Genomic DNA, 17,775 nt, shown 5'->3' on the forward strand with positions numbered 1-17,775 from the left:
TCAGGCGTCGTGCCGCTCGCGGCGGGCGGTGCTGGCCGCGGCATCGTCGGTGCGGGTGTCGGTGAGCCGCTCGGCATCGGCGGCCTTGCCATCCTGTTCGCCTTCTTTCATGGCGCTCTTGAAGCCCTTGATGGCGCTGCCAAGATCGCCGCCCAGCCCGCGCAGGCGCTTGCCGCCGAACAGCACCAGCACGATCAGCAGCACGATCAACAACTGAAACGGGGAAATGCCACCCAGACCCATGATTGCTTGCTCCAGTGTGTGGCCGCCGACGGGCGGCCAGGTGTCGACCGCGGCGCCGGTCGGCCCAAGAACTCAGGCCGGCTTGCGGCTGGCCTTCTCGTCGAGACCCGAGCGCCCGAAACGGCGGTCGAGTTCCGCCAGCACGTCGTCGACGGACAGATTGTGCGCCACCAAAACGACCAGCGTGTGAAACCAAAGATCCGCGGTCTCGGACACGATGCGCGCGGGCACGCCGTCCTTGCCGGCCATCACCAGCTCAGTCGCCTCCTCGCCCACTTTCTTCAGCATGCCGTCGGCGCCGCCGGCCAGCAGCCTGGCAACGTAGGAGCTTTCCGGCGCCGCGCCGCGGCGCGATTCCAGCACCGCCTGCAGGCGGGCGAGCACGTCACTCATGGCCGCTCCCGCCGGGGTAAATGGCATCCGGATCGCGCAGCACCGGCTCGTCGGCGATCCACTCGCCGTTGTCGTAACGCAGAAAAAAACACCGCTCGCGGCCGGTATGACAGGCGATGCCGCCGGTTTGTTCCACGCTCAGCAGCACCGTGTCCCCGTCGCAGTCCAGGCGCACCGCGCGCACCTGTTGCGTGTGGCCGGAGCGCTCGCCCTTGCGCCACAGGCGCCCGCGCGAGCGCGACCAGTACACCGCGACGCCCTCGGCCACGGTGGCGGCGAGCGCGTCCCGGTTCATCCACGCCATCATCAGCACGCGGCCGCTGGCGGCGTCCTGCGCGATGGCGGGCACCAGACCCCGCTCGTCCCAGCGCACGGCATCCAGATAATCAGGCATCGGCGGCGACCGGCTGGTCCTGGCGCACCACCACGCCGGCGGCGGCCAGATGCGCCTTGGCTTCGCCGATGCTGTGGTCGCCGAAGTGGAAGATGCTGGCCGCCAGCACGGCGTCGGCGTGGCCTTGCAGCACGCCGTCGCGCAGGTGATCCAGCGTGCCGACGCCGCCCGAGGCGATCACCGGCACCGTCACCGCGTCGCTCACCGCGCGCGTGAGGGCGAGGTCGAAGCCCTCGCGCGTGCCGTCGCGGTCCATGCTGGTCAGCAGCAGCTCGCCCGCGCCGAGCGCCACCATGCGCTGGGCCCAGTCGATGGCATCAAGACCCGTCTCGCGCCGCCCGCCGTGGGTGAACACTTCCCAGCGACCGGGGGCGACCTGCTTGGCGTCGATGGCGACCACGATGCACTGGCTGCCGAAGGCCTGCGCGGCCTCGGCGACCAGCTCCGGGCGCTGCACGGCGGCGGTGTTGATCGACACCTTGTCGGCGCCCGCCACCAGCAGGCGGCGGATGTCGTCCACGCTGCGCACGCCGCCGCCGACGGTGAACGGGATGAACACCTGCTCGGCGACGGCTTCCACCACGTGCAGCATCACGTCGCGGTCGTCGGAACTGGCCGTGATGTCGAGGAACACGAGTTCGTCGGCGCCGGCCTCGCTGTAGCGCCGGCCGGCCTCGACCGGGTCGCCGGCGTCGCGCAGGCCCTCGAAGCGCACGCCCTTCACCACCCGGCCGCGGTCGACGTCAAGGCACGGGATGATGCGCTTGGCGAGCATGTCAGCCGCGCAGCTGCGCCACCCGGCGCAGGGCGGCCGGCAGGTCGAGCGTGCCCTCGTACAGCGCCCGGCCGATCACGGCGCCGGCCACGCCCTCGTCCGCCACCGCGCACAGCGCCTCGATGTCGGCGAGGTTGGTCACGCCGCCGGAGGCGATGACCGGGATGTTCACGGCGCGCGCGAGCTCGACCACGCCGTCCACGTTCACGCCGCGCATCATGCCGTCGCGGCCGATGTCGGTGTAGATGATGGCTTCGACGCCGTCGCGCTCGAAGTGCTGGGCCATGTCGATCACGCCGTGCTGCGACAGCTTGGACCAGCCGTCGATGGCCACCTTGCCGTCGCGCGCGTCCAGACCCACGATCACGTGCCCCGGGTACTCGGTGCAGGCATCGGCCACGAAGTGCGGCACGTTCACCGCCTGCGTGCCGAGGATCACGTAGCGCACGCCGGCGTCCAGATACGCCTCGATGGTGTCCTCGTCGCGGATGCCGCCGCCCACCTGCACGTCGACGCCCGCCGCCGCCGCCGTGATGGCGGCGATGACCTTGGCGTTGACCGGCCGACCGGCCACGGCGCCGTCAAGATCGACCACGTGCAGGCGCGTGGCGCCCTGCTCCAGCCAGCGGGCGGCGACCGCGACCGGGTCGTCGTCGAACACCGTCACGTCGTCCATGTGCCCCTGACGCAGGCGCACGCATTTGCCGCCCTTCAGATCGATGGCGGGTATCAGCAGCATCGGTCCACTCTCCTCAGGTAGTGCCGTCCCAGTTCACGAAATTGGCCAGCAGACGCAGGCCCGCGTGGTGACTTTTTTCCGGATGAAACTGCGTGGCGACCAGATTGCCACGTGCCAGCGCGCAGGCAAACGCCGTGCTGCCGTGCCGGGTGCGCGCCAGCACCGCCGCCTCGTCGGCCGGGCACACGTAGTAACTGTGCACGAAGTAGAACCAGACGCCGTCCGCGATGCCCGCGAACACCGGGTGGCGGCGCGTGAGGCCGATCTGGTTCCAGCCCATGTGCGGCACCTTGCGCCGCTCGCCACCGGGCTGGATCTCGCCGTCCGCGAAACGCCGCACCTGGCCCGCAACGAGTCCCAGGCCCGGCACGCCGCCGTCTTCCTCACTGAAATCGAGCAGCGCCTGAAGGCCGAGACAGATGCCCAGAAACGGCTTGCTCGACGCCGCCTCGCGCACGGCATCTTCAAGCCCGTGCCCGGCCAGCCGCGACACGCAGGCACCCATCGCGCCCTGGCCCGGGAACACCACCCGGTCGGCCGCGCGGATCACGGCCGGGTCGCCGCTCACCGTCACGCGGGCGCCGACGTGCTCCAGCGCCTTGGCCACCGACCGCAGGTTGCCCATGCCAAAGTCGATGACTACCGTGTCAGCCATGTCGAATCAGCACCAGCACGCCGTGGGGGATCAAAGAGTGCCCTTGGTCGAGGGGATGCTGCCGGCGGCGCCGGCATCCACCGCCACCGCCACGCGCAGCGCCCGGCCGAAGGCCTTGAACACGGTCTCGGCGATGTGGTGCGCGTTGCCGCCGCGCAGGCAATCGACGTGCAGCGTCACCAGCGCGTGGTTGACGAAGCCCTGGAAGAACTCGCGCAGCAGGTCGACATCGAACTCGCCGATGCGCGCGCGCGGATAGGCCACCTCGTACACCAGCCCCGGCCGGCCGGAGCAGTCCAGCACCACGCGCGACAGCGCCTCGTCGAGCGGCACGTAGGCGTGCCCGTAGCGGGTGATGCCGGCGCGATCGCCGAGCGCCCGCTGCACGGCCTGCCCGAGCGTGATGCCGATGTCTTCCACCGTGTGGTGGGCGTCGATGTGCAGGTCGCCCGTGGCGTCCACCGTGATGTCGATGCCGCCGTGGCGGGCCACCTGCTCCAGCATGTGGTCCAGAAACGGCAGGCCGCTCGCCAGGCTCACCGCGCCGCTGCCGTCCAGATTCACCACGACGCGGATGTCGGTCTCGCGGGTGGTGCGCCGCACCTCGGCGCTGCGTTGGCTGTTCATGTCGTTCCGGTCAGGTGCGCCGCGAGGGCGGCCAGCAAGGCATCGTTTTCGGCCGCCGTGCCGACCGTCACCCGCAGGCAATCGGCCAGCAGCGGATGGCTGCCGTGGACGTTCTTGACGAGTATACCGGCGCGCCGCAGCGCCTCATGCGCGCCCGGCGCGCGGCCGGCCGGCAGGCGCAGCAGGATGAAGTTGGTGTCGCTCGGGTAGGCCGTGACGCCGGGCAGCGCGCCCAGCCCCGCGAGCAGTTGCGCCCGATCCGCCCGGATGCGCGCCGCCTCCCCCGCCAGCCGGTCGGCATGGGCGAGCGCGAACTGCGCGGACAGCTGCGTCAGCGTGTTGATGTTGTACGGCAACCGCGCCTTGTCGAACTCGCGCAGCCACTGTCCGTGCCCGATCAGGTACCCCAGGCGCAGGCCGGCGAGGCCCACCTTCGACAGCGTGCGCAGCACCAGCAGGTGCTCGAACTCCAACAGCCAGGGCAGCACCGAGCGGCCGGCGAACGGGAAGTAGGCCTCGTCCACCACCACCAGACCCGGCGCGGCGGCGATCACCGCGCGCACGGCGTCGACATCGAACAGGCCGGCGGTCGGGTTGTTCGGGCAGGCGAGGTAAATCAGCGCCGGGCGGTGCTGCGCGATGGCCGCCAGCATGGCCGGCAGATCAAGGCCGAAATCCGCCCGCAGCGGCACTTCCCGCACGTCGAGCCCGGCCACGCGGGCGATCAGCGAGTACATGGAAAACGTCGGCGTCGGCAGCAGCACGCACGCACCCGGCCGCGCGACGCACAAATCGATCAACTGGATCAGCTCGTCCGAGCCGTTGCCGAGCAGCAGCTCGCAGCCGGGCGGCACGCCGGCCTGGCGCGCCAGCGCCTGCACCAAGTCCGCGGGGTGCGGCAGCGGGTAGCGGTTCAGTTCCGCCCCGCGCAGGCTCGCGAGCCATGCGTCTTCCAGTTCGCCCGGCCAGCGGTACGGATTTTCCATGGCGTCGAGCTTGAGCAGCCCCGCCGCCGGGGGCACGTGGTAGGCGCTGAGCGCGCGGATTTCCGGCCGCAGCACGGCCTCCAGACGACTCACGGCTGCCCCACACGACATTCGGCCGAGCGCGCGTGGGCGCCGAGGCCCTCGCCACGGGCGAGCTCCGCCGCCAGCGGCGCCAGCGCGGCCGCGCCGGCGGCGGAAAGCGCTATCAGGCTGCTGCGCTTCTGGAAGTCGTACACGCCAAGCGGCGAGCTGAAACGGGCGGTGCGCGCCGTCGGCAGCACGTGGTTCGGCCCGGCGCAGTAATCGCCGATGGCTTCCGGCGAGTGGGCGCCGAGGAAAATCGCCCCGGCGTGGCGTACGTGGGGAAGCAGCGCCTGCGGGTCGGACACGGCGAGCTCGAGATGCTCCGGGGCGAGATCACTGGCGAGCTGCGCCGCTTCGGCCAGATCGCGGGTCTTGATGAGCGCGCCATGCGCCGCGAGCGAGGCCTCGACGATGGCGCGGCGTTCGCACGTGGGCAGCAACGCCGCCACGCGCGCCTGCACCTGGTCGAGATACGCCGCGTCGGGGCACAGCAGGATCGAGCGCGCCTGCTCGTCGTGCTCGGCCTGCGCGAACAGGTCCCACACCAGCCAGTCGGCCGGCACGCTGCCGTCGGCGACGATCACCACCTCCGACGGCCCGGCGATCATGTCGATGCCGACGGTGCCGAACACCTGCCGCTTGGCGGCCGCCACGTAGCGGTTGCCGGGGCCGACGATCTTGTCCACCGCCGGCACCTGCGCGGTGCCGTAGGCGAGCGCCGCCACGGCCTGCGCGCCGCCGATGCGAAACACCCGGTCGGCACCCGCGATGTGCGCCGCCGCCAGCACCAGCGGGTTGTCGACGCCGCCTGGCGTCGGCGACACCATGACGATCTCGCCGACCCCGGCCACCTTGGCCGGGATCACGTTCATCAGCACGCTCGACGGGTACGCCGCCTTGCCGCCCGGCACGTACACGCCCACCCGGTCGAGCGGCGTCACGCGCTGGCCGAGCACCGAGCCGTCCGCCTCGCGGTACTGCCAGGAATCCACACGCTGGCGGTCGTGGTACGCGCGCAGGCGCTGCGCCGCCGCGTGCAGCGCATCGCGCACGGTGGGCGCAAGATCGGCTGCGGCGGCTTCGAGCCGCGCGCGCGGCACCTCCAGCGCGTCCGGCCCGACCGGCGTCCAGCCATCGAAGCGGCGCGTGCAGTCCAGCAGCGCCGCGTCGCCCTGCTCGCGCACCGCCGCCAGGATGGCCTGCACCGGCCCCTGCACGAAGGCGTCGTCGGGCGCGCCGACCGCCTTCAGCGCGTCGAAGGCGAGGCCAAAGCCGGCCGCCTGCGCGTCAAGCCGGCGCATGGGCGTCCTGCCGCGTCACCGCTTCGAGCTCGCCGATCAGGCGTTCGAGCGCCGCCTGCTTCAGCTTCATCGACGCCCGGTTCACCACCAGACGCGAGCTGATGTCCGCGATGTGCGCCAGCGGCGCGAGGCCATTCGCGCGCAGCGTGTTGCCGGTGTCGACCAGGTCCACGATGCAGTCGGCCAGGCCCACCAGCGGCGCGAGTTCCATCGAGCCGTACAGCTTGATGGGCTCCACCTGCACGCCGCGCTCGGCGTAGTACCGCTGGGTGATGTTCAGATACTTGGTGGCGACGCGCAGACGCCCGGCCGGCAGCGCGCGGTCCGCGTGGCCGCACACCATCAGCCGACAGCGCGCGATGCCAAGGTCGAGCGGCTCGTACAGGCCCTCGCCGCCGTGCTCCATGAGCACGTCCTTGCCGGCGATACCGGCGTCGGCGGCGCCGTAGGCCACGTAGGTCGGCACGTCCGTGGCGCGGATGATGATGAGTTCGACGCCAGGCCTGGTGCTGCCCACAATCAACCGCCGGCCGATGTCGCCCGCCGGCTCGATGCCGATGCGGGCGAGCAGCGGCAAAGTTTCATCGAGAATGCGGCCCTTGGAGACCGCGATGCGCAGCGTGTCCATCAGGCGGCGCGGCGATCCGGCACGCGGCGGATGTCGGCGCCGAGCTGCGCGAGCTTCTCCTCGATGCACTCGTAGCCGCGGTCGATGTGGTAGATGCGGCTGACCTGCGTCTCGCCGTCGGCCACCAGACCGGCCAGCACCAGCGAGGCCGAGGCGCGCAGATCGGTCGCCATCACCGGTGCGCCGGTCAGGCGCTCGACACCGCGGATGAAGGCGGTCGAGCCTTCGAGACGCACGTCCGCGCCCATGCGCTGCAACTCCTGCACGTGCATGAAGCGGTTCTCGAAGATGGTCTCGGTCACCGTGGCGGCGCCGTCGGCGACCATGTCGAGCACCATGAACTGCGCCTGCATGTCGGTCGGCATGGCCGGGTACGGCGCCGTGCGCAGGCTGACCGGATGCGGCCGCCGGCCGCCCATGTCGAGGCTGACCCAGTCGGCGCCGGTCTCGATCCGGGCGCCCGCGTCGCGCAGCTTGTGCAGCACGATCTCCAGCAGCTCCGGGCGCGTGTCCTTGAGCTTCACACACCCGCCCGTCAGCGCGGCGGCGACCAGATACGTGCCGGTCTCGATGCGGTCCGGCACCACCGTGTGCGCCGCGCCGGACAGCGAACGGCAGCCCTCGATGATCAGCGTGTCGGTGCCGGCGCCTTCGATGCGCGCGCCCATGGCCGTCAGGCACAGGGCGAGGTCCGTGATCTCCGGCTCGCGGGCGGCGTTCTCGATGATGGTGGTGCCATCCGCCAGCGCGGCGGCCATCATCAGGTTCTCGGTCGCGGTCACGGACACCAGATCCATCACCAGATGCGCGCCGCGCAGCCGCGGCGCGGATGCCTTGATGTAGCCGTTCTCGACCCGGATCTCGGCGCCCATGGCGGCCAGGCCATCCAGGTGCAGGTTCACCGGCCGCTGGCCGATGGCGCAGCCTCCGGGCAACGACACCTCGGCCTGACCGAAGCGCGCCAGCAGCGGCCCCAGCACCAGAATCGACGCGCGCATGGTCTTGACCAGTTCGTAGGGCGCGAACTGGTTGCTGACGGTGCGCGGATCGACCTCGACGCTCATGTGCTCGTCCACCGACACGGTGGCGCCCATGCGCCCCAGCAGTTCGAGCGTGGTGGTGATGTCGTGCAGGTGAGGCACGTTGCCGATGTGCATCGGCCCGTCCGCCAGCAGCGTGGCGGCCAGAATCGGCAGCGCCGCGTTCTTGGCGCCGGAGATGCGAATCTCGCCGGTCAGGCGGTGGCCGCCCTGAACAATCAGTTTTTCCAAGGTGGTTCCGGACCCGCGTCGCGACAGGACCGGCGCGGCGACCGGCCCGAACAGTTCAGCCCTGCAGGGACTCCAGCAGCTCCTGCAGCTCGCCGGACTCGTAAAGCGACTGCATGATGTCGCTGCCGCCGACGAACTCGCCGCCCACGTACAGCTGCGGGATGGTCGGCCAGTTGGAGTAGGCCTTGATGCCCTGACGCACGCTGTCGTCCGCCAGCACGTTCACGGTCTCGTACTCGACGCCGCAGGCGTCCAGCATCTGCACCGCCTTGCCGGAGAAGCCGCACTGCGGGAAGCGGCGGTCGCCCTTCATGAACAGCACCACCGGCACCGCGTTGACGAAACGGTCGATTTTTTCAAGCACATCCATGGCCAGTACCCTCGCGTGGGGAGTGAGGAAGGTCAGCGCTGCTCCCAGGCCGCGCGCGTGAAGGTGCGCAGCGACAGGGCGTGCACGGCGTCGTCGTGCATCTGCCCGGCGAGCGTCTGGTAGACCAGCTGGTGCTGCTGCACCAGGCGCTTGCCGGCGAACGCATCGCACACCACGACCGCCTCGAAATGGCGGCCGTCGCCGTCGACGAAGGCCTGCGAATCGGGCAGGCCCTTTTCGATGAGTTGCTTGATGGTTTGAGGGTCCATGACCGCGAGAAGTGGGGCGTTGGATGCGAACGGGCCATTGCGGCGATGCCTGCGGATGCTCAGGCGGCTCACGGCGACCCGCGCGAGCAGGCGCCCGGCTAGTATACACAAGGGCGCGTAGGGTCCGGACGCGGACCCGTCGCGGATGCAGGCCGCTGCCACGGCGGGCGCTGGCTGGATCAGCGCCGCCCTGCTCGGAGCGCGCATGTCGCGGCTCCGCTGCGGTAACTACCAGCAGGCGGCGGGCGTCTTCGCGCCGGTGTGGGCGAGCTGCATGGTGGCGCACGCGGTGTCGTCGACCTGGGTGCCGGTCGCCACGGCCTGCAACGTGAAGGTATTGGCGGTCAGGGTCGGCAACGAGATGGTGTAGAAACCCTCGGGACTCGTGGTGCTCCCCCACACATCGGTCAGCGCTCCGGTGCCGATGGTGGCGCCAGCGTAGCTGTTGGTCTCCGTGAAACGCCGCTCCAGGCTCTGAGCCGCGCGCAGCAGCACTGTCTTGGCATCTGAGCGGTTGCCCCGCCGCACGAAGTCGCGGTACGACGGGTACGCAATCGCCGCCAGGATGCCGATCACTGCCACGACGATCATCAGCTCCACCAGAGTGAACCCTTTTTGCACCCTGCACGCCGAGCTAATACCGGTCACTGCAACTGCCTCCAGGACTGGCGGCCCGTCCCTCCGCCGCCGGGCTCGACGGTAATCTCCACATTGCCCGTGGTGCCGGAGGCGTACTTGTACTCCTTCTCACCGGCACCGATGATCGCGGGCGTTTTGATGATTCCTTCCTTCGACTTCTTGCCGCTGGCCGGGACCCTCACGGTCTCGGGAGTTCCATCTCCATCGAAATCGCCTGTGGCGGTCGCCCAGTCGTCTGAGTTGAACAGGCCGTCCCCGTTAAGATCGAAAGGCGTTTCTTTCAGGCGACCGCCAGTGATTGCATCCATCTCCATCAGCCAGCTGGTGCCGCCATAACTGCACGTCTCGCCGCTCGGAATGAGCGTCGTAAATATGATCCGTCCGCCGCGCAACACCGGCCGGCTGACCTGGCGTTCTCCGGCTGCGGGCAGATCGATGAACCAACCATGGTCCGCAGGGCCCGGCTCATACTGCGTGGTCAAGCGAAGGTCATAGCCATGCTCGCTCACTTCGACCACGACTTTCTGCTCCTTGAGTGCAGACCGCCCGCCGGTCACCCGACTGCCTTCGTCATGGATACCATAAAACGTCTGCACCTGCGGCGATGGCGAAATGATGCGGTCCGACAGCTCCATGTACTTGCCGGTGCCAAACAACACCATCACGCCGCCCTCGGCATGCCGCCCTACCGCTGGTCTGGCGGTAATGGCCTGCACGGTTCCGTCCGGGGCCTCGGTAGTAAACAACGGTCGGTTGGTGGCGCCGGTTCTGTAAGCGACGTCCCAACTGGCCGGCGTAGCGCTCGTCAGGTCGAACTTCCACATGTTGCCCTTCAGATCGCCACCGTAGGCCGCATCGGCTATCCGGTCGCCATTGGTATCGACCACGGTCGGGCTCGCCAGACCGTTCTGGTCCGCGGCGGCGGGTCCACCGACGCCGGTGTCGATTTTCCGAATCAGCGCACCGGTCTGGGCATTGACGACGTACAGCACGGCATGGTGGTTATCACTGAGATAGCCATTGCCGAACACCGCCGCCCATTCGCCATTGGCCATCCGCACCACGCTGGCCTCGCCGAGCGGGTATCCGAGATCGGTGTCCGTGTATTCCCACAGCACCTTGCTGCCCGCATGAGCAGTCGGGTCCGTCACGTCCAACGCAAACACGGCCCGCCCGCCCCCGGCCAGCGTTTCCACCAAGACCGTGTGCCAGGCGCCCCCAAAATAGGCGTCCGCGGCCTTGGGCGAGCCGTCCACGAAATAGCGGTGCGTGTAGCTGGGACTCGTCAGCGCCTTGAGATTGGGGAACACCGCATTCGGCACGTGTGCCAGGCGCTCCACACCGGTATCGGCGTCGAAGCCGTGCAGCATGCCGTCGTTGGCCCCCACGTAGACCATCTTCGGGTTAAGCCCCTTGGCAGTTACATGGCTGGCGTAGGTGCTGCCCTCGGTGCCTGGCAGCTTTTGGTTGCCGAAGCTTTCGGCCCCGACAAAGAACGGGTCAGAGTTGACGATGTCGCCGAGCGCCCTGCTGCGATTGCGGAACGTGCCGCTGTTCTTCACTTCCAGCGCGTCGCTGCCGCGCAGGTAGTCGACCCGCTCGTCACCCAGGGTGTCGCCGTCGAGCGCTGCCTGCTGGGTCAACGTCAGATTGGCCCAGGTGAAATCCGCCCCGCCTGTTCCCGGCTTGTAAAAGGTAATGTTGCGCGCACCATGCGCCGGCATCTTCGATGATGAGCCGGCATCCCAGGCGAGCGCGTCCAGAGTGCCATCCGCCTTGATCGGGTAGGCCAGCAACTGCCCCGTCCAGTCCGCACTGTCGAAGCGCGCCTGGTAAATCTTGGTGTCGGTATCGAGTTGCGTCGAGTTGGTAGCGACAGACGACGCAGACGAGACCTTGGTGAGAATATCCAGAAATATGGTGCTGAGCGCCGTTGTCAGGGACGCCGTATCCGAAGCACTGTAGGCCGTGTGCGTGCCGCCCGATGAGGCGATTGTATTCAGCGTTGCGGGGTCAGTGCCGAATGGCAGTGCGAAGCCCACCACGTACGTTTCAACCTTGTCCGTCTTCAGCGCGGCAGCGGCGGTGGCCGCTTGGGTCAACGCGGTGGCGGGTACCGTCACGGTGTTACCGTCTTTGTCAGTGGACGGCAGACCGTCGGTGACCAGGACCACGAAATTCTTGCCGCAGGACTCGGGCAGCGGATAACACGCCGCGGTATATCCTTCCGACGCGTTGGTCCACGTCCCCTTGAAATAATCCCTCGCCGTGTAAAGCGTTCCTTCGATGGGCGTCAGTCCGGCATTTTGGATACCCGACGCCGTACATGGGCTCGGTGTGCCAGGAATATTGCATGCGAGCTTGGCGTTCAACGCAGATGCTTGTGTCGCATCCAGGAATTTAATCGGCGTGTGCAAGTATCCGCGTCCGGGCGAGTCGTTGCGGAACCAGGCACGTGCTACGTAATTCGAGGTCAGATGTCGACCGAAGTCGAGAATGCCTTGCGCCAAGTCGCTGTCAGTGGGCGAAAACGTGAAGGTACCGTATAGCCCGGAGTATCCAAGCGCCGTCTCCGCAGCCTTGATACCACCAGTGGGTCTAGGGCTGACAATCCCGTCGGAGGTGCCGGCTTTGCCGGTGAAGCACCGATAGCTGTCCCAAGGGCCGCCCGGGTAAGTTTCGGTGCCGTTATCGAAGTCAGCCGATGCGGAATAGCAAAACAGGTTGCCGTCGTTGGTAGTGGAATAGTATGGAAGCGCGATGTTGTAATGAATGTAATCGCCGGCGGACGTGGGATTGATCGATCGGAAGCGCTTCGTAAGGGCGTCGCGCGGCCCGGCGTATGTGGCGTCGTAATTAGCCGGATCGTAGCTCACGTCATATGGCGAGTTGTGCAGGTAATACTCGCTTGTTGTATTGAGTTTATAGGCCATGAGGCCCATGTTGATCTTACTGGTATAGGTGGTGATCAGGGTCTTGATCACGCCACGCGCAATCTCCGATTTGCTCTCCGGGCTGTTGCTGCCCACGGCGGCACCGCTTGCGGCCTCGTCCATCGAGTTGGAATTATCCAGAATGACCAACACGTTGGCCTTGCCAGCCGATACCAGGAACAAGGGCGTATCGGCCAGTGTCAGCGCGTGGGCCGCGGGAGCCAACAGTGTGGAAGCAAAGGTCAAGAACCAGGCCACCCGGAGCCGAGCACGGTCGCGTTGCAGGATGGTGTCCATTTTTCCCCCGTTGATGGCGCAAGGTGCGCGGGCGGTACTCATTGCCGCCGATAAGTTGTCTGCAGCACCACCACGGTGCCATCCTGTCCGCCGACTGCTCGGGCGGTGACCCGGTAATAGGTATTGCTGGCTGCCGTCTCGGTCGCGTCCAGTGAGTCGCCGGCGCCGGCTATCGTGGCGATCTCCTCCACGATATATCTCGGCGGCGCGGCGACGTCCGGTATCGACCCGCCGTAGGCCGGAATCGCCGAGCCGGTCCAGCTGATCGTTTTCCAGCGGGGCGGGTCGCCGGGCGTGGGCACCGAGTACCGGCCGCCGGTGCCATCGAATGCTGGCAGCACGGCTAGTTGCAGCACCCGCTCGCCTTCGCGCAGGGCGGCTTCCGCCGCCTGGAATGCCCGATCCCGATCCCGACTGTGGCCGGCCATGCGCTCGTTGAGACCGGTGACCTGCGCGGCACTGACGGCCAGCAGCGTGGTGATCACCAGCATGACCAGCGCGATCACCAGGACCACGCCGTCCTGTCGATGCGGCTTGGTGGTCGCATTGAAATCCAGCCCGGTCATGGCACGCGATTCCTGAGGGTGATGGTCCAGTTCATGGTGCGGCGGCGCACGTTGCGCACGTCGACGGGGTTGAACGTCATGCCGCCCACGCCGTAGGTGGCCGTGTCGACCTCACCCCGGCCCTCGTCGCGCTGGCGCAGCAGCAGGCCGAGCTTTACGGATACCACGCGGGCCCAATCGCCCACCGCGTTGGCCGGGCGATAGACATCGGCAATGCGATCGCCGTCCGTATCCTCGCCGTAACGGACCTGCATTGTTTCGACACCGTCGACAAGCTCCTCCGTGACCCCGGCGCCGCCCCTCGGATACGTCCTGCGAAACAAGGCCGGCTCACCGCTGGCACCGGTTCCGACGTAATAGGCCGAGATGGAAAATGTATAGACCTGCAGCGTCCCGTCGTACTCGTGACTGAAGTCCTTGGTCGACACCACCACGTTACCCGGCACGCTACCGGTGCCACGATTGAGGTTATGGGCGGTGTCGATGCTTCGATTCTGAAACAGGTCCGCACCCGCACAGTCGGAAATCAGCACGATGGTGTCTTGCGGCACCCCGCTGGCGGTTGTGAGGTTGACATTGGCGGCATTGACCGGCGTATTGCCGGAGGCAACGAGGTCCAGGGCCGGACCAGCGTGACGCACGATCAACACGTCACTGCCGGGCACCACCTGGTTCTGGAAACTCGCATCGAGATCGGCACCGGCGGCATCGTCCCAGTTGCCCACCGGCACGCCGGTGGCCACCAGGGTTGTGGACGTGAATGTCGTTGCGGGGCCGGTGCCCGTGTATTCCCAGCCGGACAGGGCGCGGCTCAAGTCATACAGGGCCGGACTGTAGCCGGCGGCGGTGGTGTCGAGAAGCACGTTGATGGTGGAGACACAGCCGGTGAAACCGGCTTGCCGCACATCGACACTCAGCTTTTCGAGCCCGAAGCGGGCATTTTCCTGCAGACGGGAAATGGCGGTTTCGGTTCGCACGCTTTGCGACATGCCGACAAAGATGCTGAGCACACCGGCCATGATGACCAGGCCCAGCACCAGGGCCACCATCAATTCGACCAGCGAAAAACCGGCGCAGCGTTGTGAAGCGTGCATGTTCACAGCTCGGAAACCACCGTGAATTGTTCCGCCGCCTCGGCGCCGCGGGAATCGTCCCACTGCACGGTCACGGTGAACAAAAGACGACCGCCAACGGCGGCGCTGTTGATTGCACCGGCCCCGCTCGGCAGCGCTGCCAGCATCAGCTTCCATTCCTGGAGATCCTGCTCGGCGATGGTCGTGCCCGCCGGTGCGGCATCTGCAAAATCGGTGGTGTAGTCGCCGACGTTGGCCGCGTCGCGATTCGCGCGCATGCGGTCGAGCGCGTCGTAGCACAGCGTGATCGCCTGGCTGCGCAAGGCCGCGCTGTGGTTGTTCTGCAAGCTGGCGAGTTGCAGGCCGGCAATACCGAGCAGCCCGACCGCCAGCACAACCAGCGCGACCATCACCTCGACGAGCCCAGCGCCACCCTGGCGCCGGGTTTCAGGGGCAGGACAGCGCGCCATCGTCATCTTCCTCCACGCCATCGGCGTTCGTATCGCGCGACAAGCGGACGCGCCCGACCTCGCCCACGACTATGGCCCGTGCACGCGGGGTACCGCGGCTGTCGCAGTACGTGAACGAGCCTGCCTGACCGGCGCTACCGTCAGCACCAAAGGCGATGAAATTGCTTACTCCGACGCTTGGCCGTAGCTGATAGCCGCTAGCGGGGACGGTGCGTACCTTCAAGACCGTTTCACCGGCGTCAAGCACCGGCGGGGAATCAGCATCGGTGTTGACGAACACGAGCCACCCTGCCTGCCAGGTATCACCAGCCCCGGTACGACAGGCCGTGTCATCCACGGCCTTGCACATCACCACCGGCAGGCCGCGACGCACCGCCTCCGACCGGGCGAGCGAGAGCGACCCGACCAGCTCGTTGATGGTCGCGGCGCGCCGGCTGTTACGCAAAAATTCGGTGAACTGGGGCACCGCAATGGCGGTCAGGATGCCCAGCACGGTCAGCGTGACTACCAACTCGACGATCGTAAAACCGAGCCTGTTTCCAGGCGCGGCCATTTCCGAGGCCGGCACGACGCTTGGTTTCATCGGTGGCCCGCCCTGTTTACCTGTGGGTCGGAATCGATGCGGCCTGATCAGCCGGCTTGCCTGGAATCACCAGTGCCGGGTCTGCAGGCAGCGTCTTTCCCTTGGCACATCGCAATGGGCATGCTGCCGTCAGCGGATTCCAGCAATATTGCAGCCCGTACTGGGCTGCGGGTGCTGTGGGCATCGGCGGTGCTGTGCGTTACCGTGGCGAACCGCGTGGTTGCCGTAATCGCGAGTACGCCCGCGATGGCGCCCACCGCGATCGAGCGCCGTCGCCCAAGGCCGCGTATCGCTTCCCAGGGGGCGGTACGAAAACCCACGCGCTGCGGTTCCATCGGCTAGTCTCCGCTTGCTGAATTCAACTTCAATATCGGTCGATCGCGCCGCGACTTTAGGAGATCGGCGAAAGTTTTAGTGAATGACATCCGCCCCAACACCGGACCGGGTAGTTGCAGGCCGTCCGCCATACTATCAGCCGCGAAGCTTGTAGCCGCGAGCCAGCAGGCGAAGACAAAGCAGGCACAAGGCCAGACTGGCCCCCGCCATGACGGCGGCGCTGAGCCACGGCGACACGTCCGAGTGGCCAAAGAAGGCGTAGCGAAAACCGTCGATCAGGTAGAAGAACGGATTCGCCCGCGACAGCGCCTGCCAGCCCTGCGGCAGGCTGTGGATGGAATAGAACACGCCGCTCAGGTACGTCAGCGGCAGGATCAGGAAGTTCTGCACCGTCGCCACCTGGTCGAACTTGTCGGCCCAGATGCCGGCCAGCAGCCCGCAGGTGGCCAGCAGCAGGCCGCCGAGCAGCCCGAACAGCAGCAGCGGCAGCGGGTGCGCCACCGTCACCCCGAGATAGACGAAGGCCACCGCGTACACGCCAACGCTCACCACCACCGCCCGCACAAGCGCGGCGCCGACGAAGCCGAGAAAAAACTCCAGGTGCGACAGCGGCGCCAGCAGCACGAACACGATGTTGCCGGTGACCTTCGAGAAGATGAGACTCGACGAGGTGTTGGCGAACGCGTTCTGGATGATGGTCATCATCATCAGGCCCGGCACCAGGAACTGCGGGTAGCTCACGCCCGGGTAGACGTCGATGCGCCCGGCCAGCGCGTGCGAGAAGATGAACAGGTACAGCAGCGCACTGATCACGGGCGCCGTCACGGTCTGCATGAACACCACCGTGAAGCGCTTGACCTCCTTGGCGAACAGCGTCCACAGGCCGGGCCAGTTGCCGATCATGGCCTCAGTCTCCAGCCGCCGCGGCCAGGTGGTGCCCAGCGGTCAGCTCCAGGAACACCTGTTCGAGCGTCTGCTCCTGGGTACTGATCTCGACCACTGCCAGACCCGCCCGGTGCAGCGCGGCGAGCACGCGCGAGAGCTCGTCACCTCCGCGCTGCAGGCGCAGCACCAGCCAGCCGTGCTCGCGCGAGGCTAGGCTGGCGGCGACTTCCGGCGGCAGCTCGGCCGGCTCGCTCGCCAGGCGCAGGTGCACCTGGTACCACGGGTGGCGACCGAGCAGGCTGCGCTTGTCGTCGAGCGCCACCACGGTGCCGTGGCTCATGATGGCGATGCGCTCGCACATGGCCTCGGCTTCTTCGAGGTAGTGCGTGGTCAGCACGATGGTCATCCCCTCGCCGTGCAGGCGCTGCGCAAACGCCCACAGCGTCTGGCGCAGCTCCACGTCCACGCCGGCGGTCGGCTCGTCCAGCACCAGCACCTGCGGCTTGTGCACCAGCGCCTGGGCGATCAACACGCGCCGTTTCATGCCACCGGACAGGCTGCGCATGTTGGCGTCGGCCTTGTCGGCAAGGCCGAGCGCCCGCAGCAGTTCGTCGATCCAGGCGCGGTGCTTGCGCGCCACGCCGTAATAGCCGGCCTGGATCATGAGGAAATCGCGCACCCCGAAGAACGGATCGAACACCAGCTCCTGCGGCACCACGCCGAGGGCCCGCCGCGCCGCCACGGGATCGCGCTGCACGTCGTGCCCCAGCACCGCCGCGCTGCCGGCGTCCGGGCGCACGAGCCCGGCCAGGATGTTGATGAGGGTGGACTTGCCGGCGCCGTTCGGCCCGAGCAGCCCGAAGAATTCGCCGGGGCGGATTTCGAGGTCGACGCCCCGCAGGGCGTGCAACGGCCCGAAGTGCTTGTGCAGTTGCCGGACGGCGATGGCCGCCGTCATGCCATGCCCAGCGCGGCGTCGATCTCGTCGAGCTCGCTCACCGCGGCGAGGCTGCGCAGGCTCGCCGGCACCGCGGCGAATTCCACCTGCGCGCCGCGCGCGCGGCCAAGGCGCAGCCATTCCACCAGCAGCGCGAGCGCGGCGCTGTCCACCGCGGTCACGCCTGCGAGGTCGAAGCACAGCCGCTGGCGCGGCCGGAACAGCGCCTGGCTGTCCTTGAGGCAGGCGCTCACGGTGGCGAAGGTCAGTGGGCCTGTCAGGCGCACCCGACCGTCGACATCGACGTCCATCGCCAGCCGA

General features: G+C 67.7%; 22 protein-coding genes. All 22 read right to left on the bottom strand.

The features are described 5' to 3' along the window. Positions 1–243 (bottom strand): twin-arginine translocase TatA/TatE family subunit, encoded by a 243-nt coding sequence (gene tatA, locus AB7F93_RS01550; RefSeq protein ID WP_428301116.1) that lies wholly within the window; start codon positions 241–243, stop codon positions 1–3. 72 nt (positions 244–315) lie between these two features. Then, a complete protein-coding gene (locus AB7F93_RS01555; RefSeq protein WP_428301117.1) occupies positions 316–636 on the bottom strand; it encodes a phosphoribosyl-ATP diphosphatase in 321 nt (106 codons plus the stop codon). Continuing rightward, on the bottom strand, positions 629–1,030 hold the full coding sequence (gene hisI, locus AB7F93_RS01560) for a phosphoribosyl-AMP cyclohydrolase (RefSeq protein ID WP_428301118.1): 402 nt from the start codon (positions 1,028–1,030) through the stop codon (positions 629–631). Before hisI ends, AB7F93_RS01555 begins: the two co-directional genes overlap by 8 nt. Next, entirely contained in the window at positions 1,023–1,805 is a 783-nt protein-coding gene (hisF, locus tag AB7F93_RS01565; protein WP_428301119.1) for an imidazole glycerol phosphate synthase subunit HisF, read from the bottom strand. Before hisF ends, hisI begins: the two co-directional genes overlap by 8 nt. Before the next feature lies 1 nt (position 1,806). Next, complete coding sequence (hisA, locus tag AB7F93_RS01570; RefSeq protein ID WP_428301120.1) at positions 1,807–2,544, bottom strand: 1-(5-phosphoribosyl)-5-[(5-phosphoribosylamino)methylideneamino]imidazole-4-carboxamide isomerase; 738 nt, start codon at positions 2,542–2,544, stop codon at positions 1,807–1,809. Positions 2,545–2,557: 13 nt separating this feature from the next. Continuing rightward, a complete protein-coding gene (hisH, locus tag AB7F93_RS01575; RefSeq protein WP_428301121.1) occupies positions 2,558–3,199 on the bottom strand; it encodes an imidazole glycerol phosphate synthase subunit HisH in 642 nt (213 codons plus the stop codon). Between the two features lie 30 nt (positions 3,200–3,229). Next, the gene (gene hisB / locus AB7F93_RS01580; RefSeq protein ID WP_428301122.1) at positions 3,230–3,826 is read right to left on the bottom strand and encodes an imidazoleglycerol-phosphate dehydratase HisB; all 597 of its coding nucleotides are present in this window, start codon (positions 3,824–3,826) and stop codon (positions 3,230–3,232) included. Beyond that, the gene (gene hisC, locus AB7F93_RS01585; protein WP_428301123.1) at positions 3,823–4,905 is read right to left on the bottom strand and encodes a histidinol-phosphate transaminase; all 1,083 of its coding nucleotides are present in this window, start codon (positions 4,903–4,905) and stop codon (positions 3,823–3,825) included. The genes hisB and hisC overlap by 4 nt, the downstream gene beginning before the upstream one ends. Then, a complete protein-coding gene (gene hisD, locus AB7F93_RS01590) occupies positions 4,902–6,197 on the bottom strand; it encodes a histidinol dehydrogenase (protein ID WP_428301124.1) in 1,296 nt (431 codons plus the stop codon). Before hisD ends, hisC begins: the two co-directional genes overlap by 4 nt. After that, positions 6,184–6,825 carry an ATP phosphoribosyltransferase gene (gene hisG / locus AB7F93_RS01595; protein WP_428301125.1) on the bottom strand — a complete coding sequence of 214 codons (642 nt, stop codon included), beginning with the start codon at positions 6,823–6,825 and terminating at the stop codon, positions 6,184–6,186. The genes hisD and hisG overlap by 14 nt, the downstream gene beginning before the upstream one ends. After that, the gene (gene murA / locus AB7F93_RS01600) at positions 6,825–8,096 is read right to left on the bottom strand and encodes a UDP-N-acetylglucosamine 1-carboxyvinyltransferase (RefSeq protein WP_428301126.1); all 1,272 of its coding nucleotides are present in this window, start codon (positions 8,094–8,096) and stop codon (positions 6,825–6,827) included. Before murA ends, hisG begins: the two co-directional genes overlap by 1 nt. Before the next feature lie 55 nt (positions 8,097–8,151). Then, entirely contained in the window at positions 8,152–8,466 is a 315-nt protein-coding gene (grxD, locus tag AB7F93_RS01605) for a Grx4 family monothiol glutaredoxin (protein ID WP_428301127.1), read from the bottom strand. A gap of 32 nt (positions 8,467–8,498) precedes the next feature. Then, positions 8,499–8,735 carry a BolA family protein gene (locus tag AB7F93_RS01610; RefSeq protein WP_428301128.1) on the bottom strand — a complete coding sequence of 79 codons (237 nt, stop codon included), beginning with the start codon at positions 8,733–8,735 and terminating at the stop codon, positions 8,499–8,501. A 228-nt stretch (positions 8,736–8,963) separates the two neighbouring features. Further along, positions 8,964–9,383, bottom strand: a complete 420-nt coding sequence (locus AB7F93_RS01615) for a type IV pilin protein (RefSeq protein WP_428301129.1) — start codon at positions 9,381–9,383, stop codon at positions 8,964–8,966. Then, on the bottom strand, positions 9,380–12,604 hold the full coding sequence (locus AB7F93_RS01620; protein WP_428301130.1) for a pilus assembly protein: 3,225 nt from the start codon (positions 12,602–12,604) through the stop codon (positions 9,380–9,382). The genes AB7F93_RS01615 and AB7F93_RS01620 overlap by 4 nt, the downstream gene beginning before the upstream one ends. A 38-nt stretch (positions 12,605–12,642) precedes the next feature. Next, a complete protein-coding gene (locus tag AB7F93_RS01625) occupies positions 12,643–13,170 on the bottom strand; it encodes a pilus assembly PilX family protein (protein ID WP_428301131.1) in 528 nt (175 codons plus the stop codon). Then, on the bottom strand, positions 13,167–14,264 hold the full coding sequence (locus AB7F93_RS01630) for a PilW family protein (RefSeq protein ID WP_428301132.1): 1,098 nt from the start codon (positions 14,262–14,264) through the stop codon (positions 13,167–13,169). The genes AB7F93_RS01625 and AB7F93_RS01630 overlap by 4 nt, the downstream gene beginning before the upstream one ends. A 2-nt stretch (positions 14,265–14,266) precedes the next feature. Next, complete coding sequence (gene pilV, locus AB7F93_RS01635; RefSeq protein WP_428301133.1) at positions 14,267–14,719, bottom strand: type IV pilus modification protein PilV; 453 nt, start codon at positions 14,717–14,719, stop codon at positions 14,267–14,269. Then, a complete protein-coding gene (locus AB7F93_RS01640) occupies positions 14,691–15,296 on the bottom strand; it encodes a GspH/FimT family pseudopilin (RefSeq protein ID WP_428301134.1) in 606 nt (201 codons plus the stop codon). The genes pilV and AB7F93_RS01640 overlap by 29 nt, the downstream gene beginning before the upstream one ends. Positions 15,297–15,767: 471 nt before the next feature. Beyond that, positions 15,768–16,535 carry an ABC transporter permease gene (locus AB7F93_RS01645; protein WP_428301135.1) on the bottom strand — a complete coding sequence of 256 codons (768 nt, stop codon included), beginning with the start codon at positions 16,533–16,535 and terminating at the stop codon, positions 15,768–15,770. A gap of 4 nt (positions 16,536–16,539) precedes the next feature. Further along, positions 16,540–17,475, bottom strand: coding sequence for an ABC transporter ATP-binding protein (locus AB7F93_RS01650; protein ID WP_428301136.1), 936 nt, complete (start codon positions 17,473–17,475; stop codon positions 16,540–16,542). Further along, on the bottom strand, positions 17,472–17,765 hold the full coding sequence (locus AB7F93_RS01655; protein WP_428301137.1) for an STAS domain-containing protein: 294 nt from the start codon (positions 17,763–17,765) through the stop codon (positions 17,472–17,474). Before AB7F93_RS01655 ends, AB7F93_RS01650 begins: the two co-directional genes overlap by 4 nt. Positions 17,766–17,775: the final 10 nt, after the last annotated feature.

Source organism: Immundisolibacter sp. (genome assembly GCF_050250495.1).
Classification (GTDB): Bacteria; Pseudomonadota; Gammaproteobacteria; order Immundisolibacterales; family Immundisolibacteraceae; genus Immundisolibacter.

Excerpts from the sequence above, each read along its gene's own strand:
- hisF (WP_428301119.1), bottom strand. The coding sequence starts at position 1,805 with ATGCTCGCCAAGCGCATCATCCCGTGCCTTGACGTCGACCGCGGCCGG.
- hisA (WP_428301120.1), bottom strand. The coding sequence starts at position 2,544 with ATGCTGCTGATACCCGCCATCGATCTGAAGGGCGGCAAATGCGTGCGC.
- AB7F93_RS01645 (WP_428301135.1), bottom strand. The coding sequence starts at position 16,535 with ATGATCGGCAACTGGCCCGGCCTGTGGACGCTGTTCGCCAAGGAGGTC.
- AB7F93_RS01610 (WP_428301128.1), bottom strand. The coding sequence starts at position 8,735 with ATGGACCCTCAAACCATCAAGCAACTCATCGAAAAGGGCCTGCCCGAT.
- tatA (WP_428301116.1), bottom strand. The coding sequence starts at position 243 with ATGGGTCTGGGTGGCATTTCCCCGTTTCAGTTGTTGATCGTGCTGCTG.
- grxD (WP_428301127.1), bottom strand. The coding sequence starts at position 8,466 with ATGGATGTGCTTGAAAAAATCGACCGTTTCGTCAACGCGGTGCCGGTG.
- AB7F93_RS01655 (WP_428301137.1), bottom strand. The coding sequence starts at position 17,765 with ATGGACGTCGATGTCGACGGTCGGGTGCGCCTGACAGGCCCACTGACC.
- AB7F93_RS01620 (WP_428301130.1), bottom strand. The coding sequence starts at position 12,604 with ATGGACACCATCCTGCAACGCGACCGTGCTCGGCTCCGGGTGGCCTGG.
- hisD (WP_428301124.1), bottom strand. The coding sequence starts at position 6,197 with ATGCGCCGGCTTGACGCGCAGGCGGCCGGCTTTGGCCTCGCCTTCGAC.
- AB7F93_RS01650 (WP_428301136.1), bottom strand. The coding sequence starts at position 17,475 with ATGACGGCGGCCATCGCCGTCCGGCAACTGCACAAGCACTTCGGGCCG.
- pilV (WP_428301133.1), bottom strand. The coding sequence starts at position 14,719 with ATGACGATGGCGCGCTGTCCTGCCCCTGAAACCCGGCGCCAGGGTGGC.
- hisH (WP_428301121.1), bottom strand. The coding sequence starts at position 3,199 with ATGGCTGACACGGTAGTCATCGACTTTGGCATGGGCAACCTGCGGTCG.
- hisB (WP_428301122.1), bottom strand. The coding sequence starts at position 3,826 with ATGAACAGCCAACGCAGCGCCGAGGTGCGGCGCACCACCCGCGAGACC.
- AB7F93_RS01630 (WP_428301132.1), bottom strand. The coding sequence starts at position 14,264 with ATGCACGCTTCACAACGCTGCGCCGGTTTTTCGCTGGTCGAATTGATG.
- AB7F93_RS01640 (WP_428301134.1), bottom strand. The coding sequence starts at position 15,296 with ATGAAACCAAGCGTCGTGCCGGCCTCGGAAATGGCCGCGCCTGGAAAC.
- AB7F93_RS01625 (WP_428301131.1), bottom strand. The coding sequence starts at position 13,170 with ATGACCGGGCTGGATTTCAATGCGACCACCAAGCCGCATCGACAGGAC.
- AB7F93_RS01555 (WP_428301117.1), bottom strand. The coding sequence starts at position 636 with ATGAGTGACGTGCTCGCCCGCCTGCAGGCGGTGCTGGAATCGCGCCGC.
- hisI (WP_428301118.1), bottom strand. The coding sequence starts at position 1,030 with ATGCCTGATTATCTGGATGCCGTGCGCTGGGACGAGCGGGGTCTGGTG.
- hisG (WP_428301125.1), bottom strand. The coding sequence starts at position 6,825 with ATGGACACGCTGCGCATCGCGGTCTCCAAGGGCCGCATTCTCGATGAA.